Annotated in this window: 16 protein-coding genes; 9 read left to right on the top strand and 7 right to left on the bottom strand. The window is 66.5% G+C overall.

What is annotated here, in order from left to right:
* The first annotated feature begins 95 nt into the window (after nucleotides 1-95).
* Nucleotides 96-503 (top strand): VOC family protein, encoded by a 408-nt coding sequence (locus OU995_RS05700; RefSeq protein WP_267834572.1) that lies wholly within the window; start codon nucleotides 96-98, stop codon nucleotides 501-503.
* A gap of 68 nt (nucleotides 504-571) precedes the next feature.
* Here the strand turns inward: OU995_RS05700 and OU995_RS05695 are convergent, their stop codons facing one another.
* Together OU995_RS05695 and OU995_RS05690 are read right to left on the bottom strand one after the other, a co-directional pair.
* On the bottom strand, nucleotides 572-1,930 hold the full coding sequence (locus tag OU995_RS05695; RefSeq protein ID WP_267834571.1) for a CapA family protein: 1,359 nt from the start codon (nucleotides 1,928-1,930) through the stop codon (nucleotides 572-574).
* A gap of 252 nt (nucleotides 1,931-2,182) precedes the next feature.
* A complete protein-coding gene (locus tag OU995_RS05690) occupies nucleotides 2,183-2,806 on the bottom strand; it encodes a hypothetical protein (RefSeq protein ID WP_267834570.1) in 624 nt (207 codons plus the stop codon).
* A 299-nt stretch (nucleotides 2,807-3,105) separates the two neighbouring features.
* Here OU995_RS05690 and OU995_RS05685 point away from each other — a divergent pair, with 299 nt between their 5' ends.
* From OU995_RS05685 to soxA, 8 genes are all read left to right on the top strand, one after another.
* Nucleotides 3,106-3,360 (top strand): hypothetical protein, encoded by a 255-nt coding sequence (locus OU995_RS05685; protein ID WP_267834569.1) that lies wholly within the window; start codon nucleotides 3,106-3,108, stop codon nucleotides 3,358-3,360.
* 138 nt (nucleotides 3,361-3,498) lie between these two features.
* On the top strand, nucleotides 3,499-4,056 hold the full coding sequence (locus OU995_RS05680; protein ID WP_267834568.1) for a hemerythrin domain-containing protein: 558 nt from the start codon (nucleotides 3,499-3,501) through the stop codon (nucleotides 4,054-4,056).
* 168 nt (nucleotides 4,057-4,224) lie between these two features.
* On the top strand, nucleotides 4,225-4,728 hold the full coding sequence (locus OU995_RS05675) for a (2Fe-2S)-binding protein (protein ID WP_267834567.1): 504 nt from the start codon (nucleotides 4,225-4,227) through the stop codon (nucleotides 4,726-4,728).
* Nucleotides 4,725-6,932: a xanthine dehydrogenase family protein molybdopterin-binding subunit gene (locus OU995_RS05670; protein ID WP_267834566.1), complete on the top strand. Its 2,208-nt coding sequence runs from the start codon at nucleotides 4,725-4,727 to the stop codon at nucleotides 6,930-6,932. Before OU995_RS05675 ends, OU995_RS05670 begins: the two co-directional genes overlap by 4 nt.
* 34 nt (nucleotides 6,933-6,966) lie before the next feature.
* Nucleotides 6,967-7,386: a sulfur oxidation c-type cytochrome SoxX gene (gene soxX, locus OU995_RS05665; protein ID WP_267834565.1), complete on the top strand. Its 420-nt coding sequence runs from the start codon at nucleotides 6,967-6,969 to the stop codon at nucleotides 7,384-7,386.
* Nucleotides 7,387-7,403: 17 nt separating this feature from the next.
* Nucleotides 7,404-7,808, top strand: coding sequence for a thiosulfate oxidation carrier protein SoxY (locus OU995_RS05660; RefSeq protein ID WP_267834563.1), 405 nt, complete (start codon nucleotides 7,404-7,406; stop codon nucleotides 7,806-7,808).
* A gap of 4 nt (nucleotides 7,809-7,812) precedes the next feature.
* Nucleotides 7,813-8,136 (top strand): thiosulfate oxidation carrier complex protein SoxZ, encoded by a 324-nt coding sequence (gene soxZ / locus OU995_RS05655; RefSeq protein ID WP_267834562.1) that lies wholly within the window; start codon nucleotides 7,813-7,815, stop codon nucleotides 8,134-8,136.
* Nucleotides 8,133-8,912, top strand: a complete 780-nt coding sequence (gene soxA / locus OU995_RS05650; protein WP_267834561.1) for a sulfur oxidation c-type cytochrome SoxA — start codon at nucleotides 8,133-8,135, stop codon at nucleotides 8,910-8,912. Before soxZ ends, soxA begins: the two co-directional genes overlap by 4 nt.
* Before the next feature lie 102 nt (nucleotides 8,913-9,014).
* Here the strand turns inward: soxA and mdoH are convergent, their stop codons facing one another.
* The 5 genes from mdoH to OU995_RS05625 form a co-directional block, all read right to left on the bottom strand.
* A complete protein-coding gene (gene mdoH / locus OU995_RS05645; RefSeq protein ID WP_267834560.1) occupies nucleotides 9,015-11,141 on the bottom strand; it encodes a glucans biosynthesis glucosyltransferase MdoH in 2,127 nt (708 codons plus the stop codon).
* On the bottom strand, nucleotides 11,114-12,646 hold the full coding sequence (locus OU995_RS05640) for a glucan biosynthesis protein G (protein ID WP_267834559.1): 1,533 nt from the start codon (nucleotides 12,644-12,646) through the stop codon (nucleotides 11,114-11,116). Before OU995_RS05640 ends, mdoH begins: the two co-directional genes overlap by 28 nt.
* 162 nt (nucleotides 12,647-12,808) lie before the next feature.
* Nucleotides 12,809-14,173 (bottom strand): sigma 54-interacting transcriptional regulator, encoded by a 1,365-nt coding sequence (locus OU995_RS05635; RefSeq protein WP_267834558.1) that lies wholly within the window; start codon nucleotides 14,171-14,173, stop codon nucleotides 12,809-12,811.
* Nucleotides 14,170-14,775 carry a hypothetical protein gene (locus tag OU995_RS05630; RefSeq protein ID WP_267834557.1) on the bottom strand — a complete coding sequence of 202 codons (606 nt, stop codon included), beginning with the start codon at nucleotides 14,773-14,775 and terminating at the stop codon, nucleotides 14,170-14,172. The genes OU995_RS05635 and OU995_RS05630 overlap by 4 nt, the downstream gene beginning before the upstream one ends.
* Complete coding sequence (locus tag OU995_RS05625; RefSeq protein WP_267836190.1) at nucleotides 14,739-16,190, bottom strand: sensor histidine kinase; 1,452 nt, start codon at nucleotides 16,188-16,190, stop codon at nucleotides 14,739-14,741. Before OU995_RS05625 ends, OU995_RS05630 begins: the two co-directional genes overlap by 37 nt.
* Nucleotides 16,191-16,404 lie beyond the last annotated feature (214 nt).

Below are 16,404 nucleotides of genomic sequence, written 5' to 3'. Positions count from 1 at the left end.
TTGCGGCGAGAGGTCGAGGTGCGTTGTTGGATTCTCCGCACCCCCACTTCCCTGATGCAGGCGGCGCGTGGCTCCATGACTCCACTGGAATCACCATGCAGACGCTTTCGCATACCCTGAAGTTCAATCACGTCAGCTTTCCCTCCCGGGACGTTGCCGCCACGGCTGGCTTCTTCGAACGTCATCTCGAATGGCAATCGACGCCCATGGGCCGCAGCCGCGTGCTGAAGGGCCACGGTTTCGACGTGGTCATCGAAGACGCCACGGATCGGCCGGTGCAATGGCCGGGCAACTTCCACATCGGCTTCGAGCTTCCGTCACTGAGCGCCCTGGAGTCCCTCTACCACCGCTTCAAGGCGGCAGGCGTTGAGCTGGTCACCGGCCTCATCTCGCATGAGCGAGGCTCCCGCTTCTTCTGCCGCGCACCCGGTGGCGTGATGGTGGAGATCAACACCCGCGAAGACGCCGCAGCACCTTTCCGCGCCGGTTTCGGCCGCGACTGACAAGACGGAGACGCGCACCGGCGAGGGCGTGGACAAGCGCCGCCCCTCGCCGGCCCGGCGGGTGCTGCTCAGGGTCGCGGGCCCTGCTGGTTCTCGGTCAACTGCTTTCCCCCTTCTTCACGTTCCGGCCGGCAACTCGACACCTTGGCCTCGCCTCTGCGCCAGCAGGGGGACGCCACGAGCGGCCGCGGATGCGGCACACCATCGCGGTCGATATGGCCGCTGACCACCTGCAGGCGCGTCACCCCTTCGTGGTCCAGCTGAAGGTCGAGCAGCCAGGCGGTGTTGTTGTCGTCATCACTGAAGCCGTCGAACAGGAAATTGCCGAGGCTGTAGACAATCGGGCGGCCTCGGTAGATCTCCAGGTCCTGGGTCACATGCGGGTGTCCGCCAACGACAGCATCCGCCCCTGCGTCGATCATCAGATGCGCCAGCGCCCGCTGGCGGGCATTGGCCAGGTGTTCATGCTCCTGGCCCCAATGCATCATTGGAATCACCAGATCGGCCTGCTGGCGGGCACGCTGGATATCCAGCCACACCTGCTCGTCCTCGCTCCAGGCAATTCCGGGGCGATCCACATCTGCCTCGAAGCGGCGAGGCATGAACTCGTTATAGCCCAGCAGGGCAATGCGCAGCCCGTTGCGCTCGATGATGAGCGGCGTGTGGGCCTGCGCCAGGTTGTTGCCGCCGCCGAAATAAGCCACACCTTGCCGCTGCAGCAGGCCCAGCATTTCACTGAAGGCCGCAGGCCCGAAGTCCCCGGAGTGATTGTTGGCCAGGGCCACGACGTCCATATGCCGGGCCAGCACCGGCAGCACCCGGGGGTGAGCCCGGAAGGTGAAGGGTTTGAACGGCTCCTTCTGACCGCCGCGCGCCACCACGCACTCCAGATTCCCCACCCGCACGTCAGCCTGCGCAAGCCAGGGGGCAAACGGCGCAAACGGATCCTTCCCACGGCGGATGACGCGACCGGGTCCGTCATCCAGTTGCATGTCGCCGACGAAGGCAAAACGCACCGGGCCAGCTCCTGCCGGTGCCGACCGTGGTGCTGACGCTTGCTGGAATGAGCAGCGATAGCTCAGTTCCTGGCCCAGGCCCGGTGCATACACCCGCTGCCACCCGGTGGTGGGTTCCGCCGTCGCGGAATCCGGCACTGCCAGAGCGTCCTGTCGGATCAGATCGGCTCCCACATAGGTGCTGAGACGGACGTACGGCGGCTGTGTGCCGTCGTCCACCCATAGAGGCTTGAAGAAGAATCGGCCCATTGGCACACGGGGCACCCCATAGGGGTCGGTCACCGGCCGCACCTGCAGCTGAAGCTGACTGCTCCCCTGCACCAGCTCACATTGCAGCAGGGGAGACGCCTGCACTGAGACCTGCAGCGCCAGCACCGCCGCCCCCACCCACCATCGAATCATCCCGCGCATACCTTGCGCCTCCCTCTTTGGATCCATCTCACCGCGCCCAGTCCCACCCATAGCAGCCAGGCTCCCACCGCCCACTCCCGGCCTTGCGTCCAGACGTGGGGGCAGATCGTAGCTGTAGCAGGTGGAGCCCGCTCCCTTTGAATGAGCTGCCGGACGTTCAGCGCCCGGGCGACTGATCCGAAGCCGGCTGGCGTCTGGGCGAGCACGGCCCGGGTTGGGACGTCCCGGACACCAACGACTGATCCCTTCTCGTTACATGGATTCAGCCGGACATTCCGCTGCATGGTCCCTGTGCGTGCGGCTGTATTCAAAGCAGGCTTGCAGGAAATCAATGTTGGAGCCAAACCCCAGCAGCGGACGTTGGCCGACGCCGCGCCAGTGGGTGGCAATGGCGTCACGGATGGGCCGCACCGTCTTCATGTATTCGTCAGGAAAGGGAATGACCTCAAACACCAGCGGGAAGTCGATATAGCCCAGCTTCACCAGCGCGCCGAGTTGCTCGTAATGATGGTGGACCGTGGCGTATTCCTTCATCGCGGCGCTGAGGTAGAAGTCTTCCCCTGAGCCAGCATCGCGGATCAGGTCCATCATGCGGGGTTTGATCTGCGCAGCACTCTCATGCATGAAGTGACGTGCGTTGGAGCGCACCTCTTCATCCTCCCGAAGGATGCTCTGGATCTGCTGCAGCGCCTGCAGCCGATTGCTGGTGCTGGCGCGCTTGCTGTCTTCCGCCAGTGCGGCGAGATGACTCACCGACATGGCCACACCTGCAATCACGCTCAGGCCGGTGGCAATGCCCACCACCTTCTGCCAGTAGGCCACCATGGCGCTGCCGGCACGGAAACTGATGGAGTCCTCGGTGTCGTCCCTGCGCATGATGCTCCCCCCCAAAAACCGACGGCCCGTGTTGAAGGCCTCGACTATCGCCAGCCTGGGCGCAGGAGCCCATCGGTGCGCTGCCCTGGCTGGGGCCTCCGGAATGCTGAGACAGGCGTCCGACCCACAGGTTGTTGAGTCGACCGGGCTCCGACATCACTGCGTGTTGGCGCCCCACCACCGTCTAGGATCAGCGCGCTTGCTGGCCGGCCATCGGCACCGGTAAGTGACGCTTGCCCTGCTTGAGCCGGTCTGAGCCGGTCTGACCTGGACTGCCCCGCGCCTCGCCTGTCGTCGCCATGCTGAATCCTGCCTCGGTGGCCACCCACCGCCTGCGGCCACTTGCCGCCTCCGTTCTGTTGGGTCTGCTGCGCACCACCATCGTCGTGGCGGCCTACGAAAGCCATCGTGTGTTTCAGGTCCTGGTGCTGGCGCTTGGTCCCCTGCTGTGGCTGCGGTTGCCCCTGCAGTCACCCACACTGCGCCGGATTCGCTTCCTGGACGGTGGAGCCGGGCGCGGTGGTGGTGGCGTGGTGGTGCCGGCATGGTGGTAGCGGCGTGGTCGTTGCCGCAGGGCGCCAGGCATTCGGTCAGGCAAGCGGCAACAATGACAGAACCGGCGCTCTCTCCGTGGGCATCGGGCTTGCCCGTTGCTTGCATCGCAACCCTGCACATCCGCAAGGAGTTCCCTCATGCCCACGCAAGCCACAACAGCCAGCCGCAAAACCTCCACGCGCCGCACGGCTGCCACCCCACGCCGTGCCACCGCCGTGAAGAAGGCCCCGGATGCCATCACTCTGCTGCGCGCCGATCACAAGAAGGTGAACGAGCTGTTCGAGCAATTCAAGAAGACCCGCTCTGCGGCCAAGAAGAAGCAGATCGTGTCGCAGATCTGCCTGGAGCTGACAGTACACGCCCAGATCGAGGAAGAGATCCTCTACCCCGAAGTGCAGGCCGCCCTCAAGGACAAGGAAATGGTGCCCGAGGCCCGTGTGGAACACCAGAGCGTGAAGGACCTGATCACCGCCGTGGAAGGCGTGGAGCCGGATGGCGAGGATTACGAGGCCAAGATCACCGTGATGGGTGAATGGGTGAAGCACCACGTCAAGGAAGAACAGAACGAGATGTTCCCCAAGGTGAAGAAGTCCCGCCTGGACCTGGTGGAGATGGGTGAACGTCTGCAGCAGCGCAAGGAAGCGCTGTTGGCCGAAAAGATGGCAGAGATGGCAGACAAGGGCCTGCGCCACTGACCCACCCAGTCTCCAGGAAGCCTGCGCGGGTCCGTCGGGGGGCAGTCGGGGGTCCGTCGGGGCTCAGCACAATCCCGCACGCCAACCCGGGGTCGGCTCGCTACAGTCAGTGTTGTCCCGCTGCTCGGCGGGCGCCTGCGGGCATCCCGCCGCATTCCTGGAGACGTCATGGCTCAGTTGCAAGTGAACGGAAAAACGGTGCAGGTGGACGCCGACGGCGACACCCCCCTGCTGTGGGCGCTGCGTGAGCAGCTGGGCCTGACCGGCACCAAATACGGCTGCGGCCTGGCCCAATGCGGAGCGTGCACCGTCCATCTCAATGGCGAGGCCGTGCGCAGTTGTGTGCGCCCGCTCTCCAGCGTGGCGCCGACCGACCGCATCACCACCATTGAAGGCCTGTCCAGCAATGCCAGCCATCCGGTCCAGAAAGCCTGGGCCGCGTTGGATGTCCCGCAGTGCGGCTTCTGCCAGAGCGGCATGATCATGGCCGCTGCGGCCCTGCTCAAGGACAAGCCCAAACCCTCCGACGCCGACATCGACAGCGCCATCACCAACATCTGTCGATGTGGCACCTACAACCGGGTGCGTGCGGCCATTCACCTGGCGGCCGGCCAGGTGAATCGCAAGTCCATTGCCATCCGCCTGCTGGACCCCAACGGGAGCGAAGCATGAGCGCCCCCTTGGACACCGGCCGCCGGCTCTTTCTGCAATCGTCGGCCGTGGCCGGTGGCTTCATGCTGGGCTTTCACGTGCCCGGTCTGGCCGCTGATGCCGCCACAACTACCGCACCAGGGGGCTCCGCTTCCGGCGCCACGCCAGAGCTCAATGCCTGGGTGGTCATTCAACCGGATGAGACGGTGATCGTCCGCATTGCCCGCTCCGAAATGGGCCAGGGCACCCTGACCGGCCTGGCGCAATTGGTTGCCGAGGAACTGGATTGCGACTGGACCCGGGTCAAGACCGAATACCCCACCCCCGGCCAGAACCTGGCCCGCAACCGGGCCTGGGGCAGTTTCTCCACCGGGGGCAGCCGCGGCGTGCGCGAGTCCCACGACTACATGCGCAAAGGCGGCGCCAGCGCACGCTGGATGCTGCTGCAGGCGGCCGCCGAGGACTGGAAGGTGCCGGTGGGCGAACTGACGAGCAACCAAGGCCAGGTGCGCCATGCCGCCACTGGCCGGGTCAGCAGCTATGGCCAGTTGGCCGCCAAGGCCGTGTCGCAAAAGCCGCCGGCCGAGATCACGCTGAAGGACCCCAAGGATTGGAAGATCGCCGGCAAGCCCTTCAAGCGCCTGGACACCCGCAGCAAGCTGGATGGCAGCCAGATCTACGGCATGGACCTGAAGCTGCCCGGCATGCTCAATGCGGCCATCAAGGACTGCCCGGTGTTTGGCGGCAAGCTCAAGCGCTTTGATGCGGCAGCCATTGCAGCCCGGCCCGGCGTTCGCAAGGTGGTGCCGGTGGGCGATTCCGCCGTTGCGGTGGTGGCCGACACCTGGTGGCAGGCCAAGACAGCGCTTGATGTGCTCCCAGTGGTGTGGGACGAAGGCCCCAATGCCAAGCTGGACAGCGAACAGATGGCCGCCATGCTCAAGGCCGGGCTGGACGCTCCGGAAGCGGCGCTCGGCCAGCGCCAGGGCGATGTGGGGGCAGCGCTGGCGGGCGCCGCGCGCAAGATTGAAGCGGTCTACAGCTATCCGCATCAGAACCACGCCACCATGGAGACGATGAACGCCACTGCGCGCTGGACGCCGGAGCGTTGCGAGGTCTGGACGCCCACCCAGAACGGGGAAGCCGCGCTGGCTGCGGCTTCCGAAGCGGCGGGTCTGCCGCCGGCCCAGTGCGAGGTCTACAAGATCCATCTCGGCGGCGGCTTTGGTCGGCGCGGCGCGGTGCATGACTGGGTGCGCCAGGCCGTCGCCATCGCACGGGCCCTGCCCGGCACGCCGGTGAAGCTGATCTGGAGCCGTGAAGAGGACATGATGCATGGCCGCTATCACCCGATCACGCAGTGCAAGCTCACCGCCGGCCTGGACGCCAAGGGCCAGTTGCAGGCGCTGCACATGCGGATCTCCGGTCAGTCCATCGTGGCCGCTCTGTTCCCGCAGAACATCAAGAACGGGGTGGACCCGGTCGTGTTCCAGGGTCTGAATCAGGGCGGCACCGAGGGCGCCTTCGGGTATGCGGTCCCGCACCTGCTCATCGACCACGCCATGCGCAATCCCCCGGTGCCACCGGGTTTCTGGCGCGGTGTGAACCTCAACCAGAACGCCATCTACGTGGAGAGCTTCATCGACGAGGTGGCCCACGCCACTGGCAAGGACCCCCTGGCCCTGCGTCGGGAACTGCTGGCACAGTCGCCCAAGCATCTGGCGGTGCTGAATGCGGTGGCCGACAAGGCCGGGTGGGGCAAGCCCGCGCCGAAGGGGCATTACCGCGGGCTGGCGCAGATCATGGGCTTTGGCAGCTATGTCGCCGCTTGTGCGGAAGTGTCCGTCGCCAAGGGCGGCACGCTGAAGATCCACAAGATCATCGCCGCCACCGACCCCGGCCATGCGGTGAACCCGCAGCAGATCCAGGCACAGGTGGAGGGCAGCTTCGTGTATGGCCTCTCAGCAGCGCTGTTTGGTGAGATCACACTCAAGGACGGACGGGTGCAGCAGGACAACTTCCACACCTATCCGGTGGTGAAGATGGAGCACATGCCGCAGGTGGAGGCCATCGTGATGCCGTCCGGTGGTTTCTGGGGCGGGGTCGGTGAACCGACGATTGCCGTGGCGGCGCCGGCAGTGCTCAACGCCATCTTCGCGGCCACCGGCCAGCGGATCCGCGAATTGCCCTTGTCCAAGCACACGCTCAAGCCAAAAGTGGCCTGAGCGCCGATACCTGCCGGGGTGAGGTGCCTGTGCCATGGTGCTGTTTGACCTGCTGCTCGCCACCAGTGCGGTGTTGCCGTTCCAGGTGCAGGGCGACGCCATTACGCAAGCTCTGGGCGGCCTGACCGGTGATGCCACTCGCGGCCGGGCGCTGGTGGCCAGCCGGCCACAGGGCCTGTGCCTGTTGTGCCATGCAGCGCCCATCCCGGAGGAGCGGCAGCAGGGCAACCTGGGGCCGGACCTGGCGGGCGTGGGCCAGCGGCTGAGCGCCGGACAGTTGCGCCTGCGGCTCGTGGCACCGCAGGTGCTGAACCCGCAGACCGTGATGCCCGCCTACTACCGCGCCGGTCCCGACGCCGGCCTCCAGCGCGTGGCCAAGGAGTTCGATGGCAAGCCCGTGCTGGACGCGCAGCAGATCGAAGACATCGTCGCCTATCTGCGGACCTTGCAGTGATGTGCTCCCGGAGAATCGTGCTTCAGGCTTTGTCCCTCGCGGCCTTGCTGCCGAAGCCGGCCTGGGCCAGCCGCGCCGAGCTGGAGCTGGCCATCCTCGGCGTCACCCAGGGCCAGACGCCGCGTGTGGGTGAGGTGCGGCTGGAGATGGCCCCGCTGATCGAGAACGGCAATGCGGTGCCCATCACGCTTTCCATCGCCCGGCCTGTTCAGGGGCTGGCGCTCTTGAATGAACTCAACCCGCAGCGGGAAGTGCTCAAGGCCCGGCTGCCGCCCGTGCCCGGCGGCGCCCGCCTGGCCACTCGCATCCGGCTCGCCACCAGCCAGCAACTGGTGGCACTGGCCCAGACCCCGGACGGGCAGTGGTGGTCCCACCGCGTGGACGTCATCGTGACGCTGGCCGCCTGCATCGAGGGAGGTTGAGCCCATGGCCGTCACCCGCATCACCGTGCCGGACAAGGTTCAACCCGGTCAGATCCTCGAGGTGCAATGGCTCATCGCCCATCCTATGGAAACGGGCCACCGCAGCAATGACCAGGGCCAAGTGGTGCCTCGGGACATCATCAGCCGGTTTGAATGCCGCTATCTGGGCCAGACCGTGATCAGCCTGGAGCTGTTCCCGGCAATTGCGGCCAATCCCTACTTCGCTTTCACGATGGTGGCGGAGCGCAGCGGCGATCTGGAATTTGTCTGGACCGGGGACCACGGGTTCGAGCAACGCGAGCTGCGGCGCCTGGAGGTGCAGACGTGAGCCTTCTGCGGGCGCTGGCGCGATGGTTCGCCTGGCCATGGGTGCCCGCACTGCTCGGGGCCTCGGCCGCCGCATCGGCCAACGCGTCATCGGCCGAGCGCTCCGGCTTCGACTTCATGTCGCCGGCCCTGCAGGCCATGCAGCGCAGTGACGCGCAGAACCCGGCCATGTTGTGGGTGGCGCAGGGCGCCGATCTCTGGAAGGCCACACCTGCCCAGGGCCAACCCGCCTGTGCCAGCTGCCATAACGCCGGCCTGGCGGGGGTCGCCCGCCGCTACCCCGCATTTTCTGAAACCTTGAAGCGGCCCGTCACCTTGTTGCAGCAGATCAATCACTGCCGCAGCACTCGTCAGGCACAACCCGCTTGGACCACCAGCAGCGAAGCACTGCTGTCCCTGGCCGCCTATATCGGGCAGCAGTCCCGCGGGCTTGCCATCCAGCCCCCCAAGGACAACCGCCTCACCCCATGGCAACAGGCGGGAGAGACGCTCTACCGCGCCCGCATCGGCCAGTTGAACCTGTCCTGCGCGCAATGCCATGAAGAACGGGCCGGCTCGCGGCTGGCGGGTGCCGTCATCCCGTCAGGCCTGGCAACCGGTTATCCGATCTATCGGCTGGAATGGCAGGGCATGGGGTCGTTGCCGCGTCGGCTGCTCAACTGCACCACAGGGGTTCGTGCTGCACCGTTGACGGAACAGGAGCTGACCCAACTGGAGCTCTACCTGATGCAGCGCGCCCGCGGCCTGCCCTTGGAAACCCCCGCCGTTCGGCCCTGACCTCCCAAAAGAAACGCGGGCCGGGGCCACACATCAGGTGGACACCACGGCCCGCGCCGGAGCAAGGGCTTGTTGTTCTGTCAGTTCAACATCGGTCGCCGATCAAGCCGCCTTGAGCTGGCTCAGGCGCAGCAAGTGGCTGGGTTCACTCAGGAAGCGCATCCGCTCATTGGCGGCCAGGGTGTGCAGGGCACCCGGCAGCATCGCAATGCGCGACAGATGCAGGTCCCGCACATGCGCCCGCAGCCCACGGCCGGTGTCACGCCGGCCCATCGCCTGGCAGGCCAGGGCCAGCAGATGACGGTTCTTCAGCATGTCGGTCCAGCCCGGCAAATGACGGCTCTGCTGACCATAGGCCCAGGCATGACGCAGCACCGTGGGCGTGCGGCTCTCCTCGGGGATCAGCAGCAGGCCCAGTTGGCGCACACGAGCCCCGAGGCGAGCACGGCTGGTCCACACGATGATCGGTGCGGCCAACATCAGCGGCAGCGCGATCGGCGCGATCCACAGCACAGTGGAAGGACGAAGCACCGCCAGGACCGCAGCCACCGCCAGGGCCATCAGGCCAGGACGACCGAAGGCCGCCAGAGCTTCCTTCCAGGACACGTCCTGCGCTGCCCGCGGGGGCGACTTCCACTCCAGCGAGATGCCGGTGACGGCCACCAGACAGAAGATGCTGTGCGCGACCATGCGCAGGGGCGCCTGCAGCAGCGCCATCAGCGCTTCCACCGCGCTGCTGCCCAGCAGCTTGAGCACACCGCCATACTGTCCATGCTCACGGCGTAGCAGCACCGCACCCACCGACAGCAGACGCGGCAGCGTCAACATGCCGATGGTGCCCAGCCACAGGGCCAGCACACCTGGTGCCAGCTTGCCTTCCGGTGTGAACGGATGGAAAGCGTCATTGCCACCCACGTTCCACAGCAGCGCCCCCAGGCACACATACAGCAGCCACAGGGGCGCGGCGAAGTAGGACAGGGCGCCGGTCACCAACATGGCACGGTGCACCGAATGCAGGCCGGGTTCGGCCACCAGACGCAGGTTCTGCAGGTTGCCCTGGCACCAGCGGCGGTCACGTTGCAGCTCGGCCAGCAGATGCGGCGGCTGCTGCTCGTAGCTGCCCACCAGGTCGTGTACCAGCCACACCTGATAACCGGCACGGCGCATCAGGGCCGCCTCGACAAAGTCGTGGGACATGATGTCCTTGCCATGCAGCGGCGCCAGGGCGCAATGCTTCATGAACGGCTCGACGCGGATGATGGCGTTGTGGCCCCAATAGTGGGCCTCACCCAGCTGCCAGTACTGCATGCCGGCGGCAAACAGACGGCCGGTGACACGGCTGGCGAACTGCTGCGCACGGGCATGCAGCGTCTCGTGACCGCAGACCTGATTGGCCGCTTGCAGAATGCCGGCGCGCGGGTTGCCTTCCATCAGGCGCACCAGGGTCAGCAGGCAGTCGCCGCTCATCACGCTGTCGGCATCCAGCACCACCATGTAGCGGTAGTTGCGGCCCCAGCGGCGGCAGAAGTCGGCCACGTTGCCGGCCTTCTTCTTCACCCGGCGCTGACGCCAGCGATAGTGAATGCGCCCTTGGCCGGCAAACTGCTCGCGCAGCTCAGCCCAGGCGGCCAGCTCGGCCGTGCGGCATTCCGGGTCACTGCTGTCGGAGAGGATGTAGACGTCGAACAGACGCAGGGCCCCTGCCGACGCCAGCGACTCGCAGCTGGCCCGCAGGCCGGCGAAGACGGTGGTGACATCTTCATTGCAGATCGGCATCACCAGGGCGGTACGGGCGTCCGCGCTGATCGGCCCGTGGCCGGCCTGATCGGCTGACAGGGCATGACGATCACCGCGCAACTGGACCCAGAAGCCCATGACGGCGGTCACGCAGCCGGCACTGACCCAGGCAAACAGCAACACAAACAGACTCAGATGCAGACACTGCAGCAGCAGCGGAAGACCTGGGGTGGCCCATCCGCCTTGCGTGTGCAGCAGCACCCCGGTGGCCAGCGTCGTGGCGGCACCGATGGACAACATCAAGGCCTGGCGCCGACGGTGGGCGGCGCGTTCCCAGGGGGCCAGTTGCGGCGCCGCAGGCAGTGCCCCTTCAACAGGAGCAGGGCTGAACCACGGACGCGGCACCATGGCACCACGGTTGACCGGCGGAGCGCTTGCGCCCGCCGGGCCGGCGTGGCCGGCGCTCATTGGGGAGGTAATACGAGGCTCCATGTTTCAGTCAGAACGTTGTGGTCGTGTTGCAGGAAGCCGCGCAGCTCAAGAGGCTGCCCGGGGCGGAGTTGCTTGGCGCGAACCGTCATCCGCCAGCCACCGGTGGCCGGGTTCGGATAGGCGTTGGCTTCGCTGATCTGGCCGTTGGCGTTGGTGCTCAGCTGGGCCTTGACCTCGGCGTTGGCCGGCAGGGCCTTGAGGGACGGGCCCTCGAAATCAACGATGTACTGAACCTCGTTGGCGGCCAGCTTGGCGTAGCTGTAGCCGGTACGGGTCTGCACCGCCCAGGCCCCCGGCGGACGCTGCTGCGGGTCATCGCCCTGCTGGTGCAGCTTGTAGGCAAAGTCCAGCGGCTGGCCCGGCGCCGGCTGCTGGGCAGGCACCCAGTAGGCAACGATGTTGTCGTGGGTTTCATCCGGTGTGTGCAGTTGCATCAGCTCCACACGGCCCGGACCCCAGTCCCCCACCGGTTCGATCCAGGTGGAAGGCCGCTTCTCATAACGGGCTTCCACGTCTTCGTAGCTGGCGAACCGGCGGTCCCGCTGCATCAGGCCAAAACCACGGACGCCCGGCAGGCCAAAGGACGTGGTGAAGATGCCCTTCGGATTCATCAGCGGGCGCCAGATCCATTCACCGGTGCTGCTGTGGACCATCAGGCCGTCGGAGTCATGCACTTCCGGACGGAAGTCGCCGACCTGGGGTTGGTTCTCGCCGAAGAGAAACATGCTGGTGAGCGGGGCCAGGCCCAGCGTGGCCACCGGCGAGCGCAGGAAGATGCGGGCCTTCACGTCCACCACCGTCTCGGCGCCCGGCTGCACCAGAAAGCGGTAGGCCCCGCTCACGCTCTTGCTGTCCAGCAGCGCATAGATGGTGAGGGCCTTGGCATCGGCCGCAGGGCGCTCGATCCAGAACTCGGTGAAACGGGGGAATTCCTCGCCCTTGCCGCCGACGGTGTCGATGGCCAGGCCACGGGCCGACAGCCCATAGTGCTGGCCGGCACCCAGCACACGGAAATAAGAGGCGCCCTGGAAAACGACCAGCTCGTCCTTGTAGCCGTTGTTGTTCAGCGGGTAGTGGACACGGAAGCCGGCATAACCCAGGTCGCCCCACTTCTGGGGAGACAGCTTGTTCTTGCCGTAGTCGAAGTCGTCCTTGCGGAATGGCAGCGGACGGGCAACCGTGTTGTTGATCTCATTGATGCGGACCGCCTCGGTCTGATAGTGACCCAGGTGGAAGAACATCACCTCGAAGGGCAGCTTGTCTTCACGCCAGAGCGCGCGGGCCGGCTTAAAGCGGATGTCACGCGCGCCGTCATAGTCCAGGTTCTTCAGCTCTGCAGGCAGGCTTTGGGTGGACGGCTGATAAGGCTTGGCGGCCAACGCCTGTGCACGCTCGGCCACATCATCGAAGCCGAATGCCTGTGCTGCAGCGCAGCGAAGCAGCAGCGCCGCGCCCATGAGCAGGCCGGCGTATCGGGAGGTGAGGGTGGGGGCAGATGTACGCATGTACCGGGGTTAAAGCAACCCCCGTGCCACGCAACTTAACGCTTATAAATCAACGACTTACAAAAGATGTAGGCAATTTTGCCGGTTCATGTGTCGCCGCTCAGCGACGGATCTGCGGCCGATTGTTCCAAGCCGTTGATTTCATTGAATTTTTCCGTGTCGCTATTCGGCGACAGGCGGATCGGCCCGGAAAAGCCCCGGGTTCAGGCCATTGCGCTGCAGCAAACGGTAGAACTCTGTGCGGTTGCGCTCCGCCAGGCGTGCCGCATCCGCCACATTGCCGTCCGTGAGCTTCAGCAGCCCCACCAGGTACTCGCGTTCAAAGCGCTCCCGCGCCTGCGCATAACTCAGCACCTCCATGCTGGGCACCCGCAGCGCCCGCTGCACCAGCGACAGCGGAATCAGCGGTGAGGTGGCCAGCGCCGACACCTGCTCCACCACGTTGTGCAACTGGCGGACGTTGCCCGGCCAGGTGGCCATGCTCAACGCCTTCAGCGCTTCCGGCGCAAAGCCGTTGAGGCGCTTGTTGTATTTGGTGGCCAGGCGCGTGAGCAGGTGCTGGGCCAGCAGCGGAATGTCTTCGCGGCGCTCGCTCAGGCTGGGCACTGTGAGGCTGACCACATTGAGCCGGTAATAGAGATCTTCACGGAACAGGCCTTCGGCCATGGCCACATCCAGATCCCGATGCGTGGCGGACAGGATTCGGACGTCGATCGGTACCGACTCGCTGGACCCCACTGGCCGCACCTGCTGCTCCTGCAGCACCCGCAGCAATTTCACCTGCAACGGCAGCGGCATGTCGCCGATTTCGTCCAGCAGCAGCGTGCCGCCGTCTGCGGCCTGGAACAGGCCTCGGTGGTGGCTCACCGCCCCGGTGAAGGCGCCCTTCACATGGCCAAACAGCTCGGACTCCAGCAGCGCCTCCGGAATGGCGCCGCAGTTCACCGCCACAAAGGGTTTACCGGCCCGGGGGCTGGCGGCGTGGATGGCGCGGGCCAGCAGTTCCTTGCCCGTGCCGCTTTCACCACGAATCAGCACGCTGGCCTGTGAGGCCGCCACCAGCTTCGCTTCGGCGAGCACCTCGGCCATGATGTTGGAGCGGCTGACGATGCCTTCGCGCCAGGCCGTGTCGCCATGGTCCTGCGCATCACCTTGTGGCGCCGTCAGCGCCAGCGCCTGGGCGATGGTGTCCAGCAGGGCCCGTCCGTCGAAGGGTTTGGTGAGGTAGGTGTAGACCCCGCGGGCGGTGGCCTGGACCGCATCCGGAATGGTGCCGTGGGCGGTGAGCAGGATCACCGGCAGGGCGGGATGCCGTTCGCGGATGGCGTCGAACAGGGCCAGCCCGTCCATGCCGGGCAATTGCACGTCGCTCAGCACCAAGGCTGGCCGCTGCACCGCCAGATGGGTCAGCGCCGCCTCGGCGGAGGTCACGGCGGTGACGTCATACCCGGCCGCGTCCAGCCGCATCGACAGCAGCTTGAGCAGGTCGGCATCGTCATCGACCAGCAGCAGGCGTGCACCGGTCATTTCGAAGCCCCGCTGGCCGGCGCGCTGGCGGCCGGTGACGGCGCCCCAGGGCGTGGGGCCACCAGGCTGCGTTCAATCGCCTTCAGGGCCTCCAGCTTCTGATTGGCCTGGTCCAGGCGCTGCTGCAGGCTGGCCCGCTGCTGGTTGAGCTTGTCGGCCTGATCTTCCAGGCGGCGTTGTTCCACCAGCCGGTCCAGCAGCAGTTGCGCCAGCGGCTTCCAGTCGCCGGTGTCGGGTTGGCGCAGCACCTGCTCCAGCAGGTTTTGCGCGCGCGCCAGCTCACCCGGGGCGTGGTTGGTCATCAACGCCAGCGCGAGCGGTACGGCGGTGGCGGCTGGCAGATTGGCATCGTCACGCGGCAGCAGTTCCTGCGCCAGCTCGGCCGTGCCCATCTGGCGGATGCGATCGTGATAGGCCAGCAAATGGCGAGCGGCGGCGTCCGCCGGGCTCACCGTGGGCACCTGCACCGGCACCTCCACGCGCACTTCCCGGACCACGGTCTTGGGCGGCAGGGGCGCGCAGCCCGCCATCAGCAGGAACAGGCTGGCCGCGACCGGGGTCAGGGTCAGGCGTGGGCGGGAGGAAGATGCGTGTGGCTGCATGGCAGGCTGATTCTGAAATGGGCACCCCGCTCGGAAGGCAGCAGTTCGATCTGCCCGCCGTGCGCGGCGATGTACTCCTTGACGATGGACAAGCCGATGCCGGTGCCGCGCAGGGCGTCCTCCGGCTGGCGTTCGCCTCGGTAGAAGGGTTCGAAGATCCGGGCGTGATCGGCCGGCGCGACACCGGGACCGTCGTCGCTCAGGTCGATCAGCAAATGGCCGTCCCGCCGCGACAGTTCAAAGCGGATTCCACCCCCCGGCGGGGCGAAGCGTATCGCGTTCGAGAGCAGATTGCCGAATGCGGCGCCCAGCTTGTCCGGATCGACCTCGATCTCCTGCGGACCGCCCTCGACGGTAATGCGCAGGTCGCGGGCCTGCCATTGCAGGCGCTGTGCCTGGATGGTGCCCTGGATCAGCGAGGCCAGCTCGGTGGGCTGGCGTTGCAGGCGGCGGGCTTCGAAGGCGGCGGCGTTGAAGCGCAGCAGGTCTTCGATCTGCCGCTGCAGCACGGCGGTGTTGTCCCGCAGGATGCGGGCCACCTCGCGCTGCTTGTCGTTGAGGGCGCCGGCCACTTCGTCTTCCAGCAGTGACACGCCTTCCCGCAGGGCCGCCAGCGGCGTTTTCAGCTCATGCGAGATGTGTCGCAGGAAGCGCGCCTTGTCAGCATCCAGCTCGCCCAGGCGCAGGCGCAGCCAGTCCAGACGCTGACCGAGCGACTGCAAGTCGGCCGGGCCGCGGAAGTCGATCGGCTCTTCCAGCCGGTTTTCGCCCAATCGGACGATGGCCTGCTCCAGGCGACGCAGCGGACGGGTGAGCCAGAAGCCGAAGGCCAGGGCCAGCAACACCGACAGCCCGATGGCACCCAGCACCTGCTGGCCAAGCTTCACCCGCCCGCTCTCCAATTGGTCCTGCAGCGAGCCGTTGCTCTGTTGTGTGTGCTGCCGCACCATGTCACCCAACTGGGCGGTGAGGGCGCTGAGCTCGCGGAACTTGGCGGTGAGGTCGGCTTCCTTGCGGCGGGCGGGGCCGGGTTTGACGGCGATATCCAGCAGGTTGCGGATCTCGGCGAGCTTGGCGGCCCAGGCGTCGAGGGATTCGGGATGGAGGGCCTGGGCGCGCAGTTGCTGCAGCAGCCGCTCGGCGTCTTCGGCATCGTCTTCAAAGCGTTGCCGCAGGCTGCGGTCTTCCAGCACCAGGTATTGGCGAGCCGCACGCTCCAGGCTCACGCTGCGCTCGGCCAGTTGTTGCACCTCGTTGCCCATGCGCGCGGCGCGCAGCACGGCCTCGCGGCCCTGCACCGTCAGCCGTTCCAGCGTGAGCAGCGCACCAAGCGATGCGGCCGACAACAGCCCGGCAATCAGCAGAAAGCCGATCAGCAGGACCTGGCGGAAGGAAATGCGAAAGAAGCCAAACATCAGGCCACAGCGCGGCAGCGCACACGCAAAGGCCTGAGGCGCGGGCACAAGCGTCGGCATGGCGACGTCTGCAGCCCCGCGAGGAGCAGCGGCGTTGCGAAGGAGGTGGACATGGCGGGCAGTGTAGCCCTGGCGGGGAGCAGAAGTGGGAGCGTGGGGATGGTTCGGGGACGGGCGCGATGCCGCGCCGTGCGCTCAGGGCGGACCGTTTCCC

The sequence above is a fragment of the Roseateles sp. SL47 genome, assembly GCF_026625885.1.
Taxonomy (GTDB): Bacteria; Pseudomonadota; Gammaproteobacteria; order Burkholderiales; family Burkholderiaceae_C; genus Roseateles.
The sequence above is the reverse complement of the archived record's forward strand: the minus strand, read 5'-3'. Positions and strand labels throughout refer to the sequence as shown.

Coding starts and splice junctions, on each gene's coding strand:
- mdoH (WP_267834560.1), bottom strand. CDS start 11,141: ATGGAGCCTCGTATTACCTCCCCAATGAGCGCCGGCCACGCCGGCCCG.
- OU995_RS05685 (WP_267834569.1), top strand. CDS start 3,106: ATGCTGAATCCTGCCTCGGTGGCCACCCACCGCCTGCGGCCACTTGCC.
- OU995_RS05695 (WP_267834571.1), bottom strand. CDS start 1,930: ATGCGCGGGATGATTCGATGGTGGGTGGGGGCGGCGGTGCTGGCGCTG.
- OU995_RS05625 (WP_267836190.1), bottom strand. CDS start 16,190: ATGTTTGGCTTCTTTCGCATTTCCTTCCGCCAGGTCCTGCTGATCGGC.
- OU995_RS05680 (WP_267834568.1), top strand. CDS start 3,499: ATGCCCACGCAAGCCACAACAGCCAGCCGCAAAACCTCCACGCGCCGC.
- OU995_RS05700 (WP_267834572.1), top strand. CDS start 96: ATGCAGACGCTTTCGCATACCCTGAAGTTCAATCACGTCAGCTTTCCC.
- OU995_RS05675 (WP_267834567.1), top strand. CDS start 4,225: ATGGCTCAGTTGCAAGTGAACGGAAAAACGGTGCAGGTGGACGCCGAC.
- soxZ (WP_267834562.1), top strand. CDS start 7,813: ATGGCCGTCACCCGCATCACCGTGCCGGACAAGGTTCAACCCGGTCAG.
- OU995_RS05690 (WP_267834570.1), bottom strand. CDS start 2,806: ATGCGCAGGGACGACACCGAGGACTCCATCAGTTTCCGTGCCGGCAGC.
- OU995_RS05640 (WP_267834559.1), bottom strand. CDS start 12,646: ATGCGTACATCTGCCCCCACCCTCACCTCCCGATACGCCGGCCTGCTC.
- OU995_RS05630 (WP_267834557.1), bottom strand. CDS start 14,775: ATGCAGCCACACGCATCTTCCTCCCGCCCACGCCTGACCCTGACCCCG.
- OU995_RS05670 (WP_267834566.1), top strand. CDS start 4,725: ATGAGCGCCCCCTTGGACACCGGCCGCCGGCTCTTTCTGCAATCGTCG.
- OU995_RS05635 (WP_267834558.1), bottom strand. CDS start 14,173: ATGACCGGTGCACGCCTGCTGCTGGTCGATGACGATGCCGACCTGCTC.
- soxX (WP_267834565.1), top strand. CDS start 6,967: ATGGTGCTGTTTGACCTGCTGCTCGCCACCAGTGCGGTGTTGCCGTTC.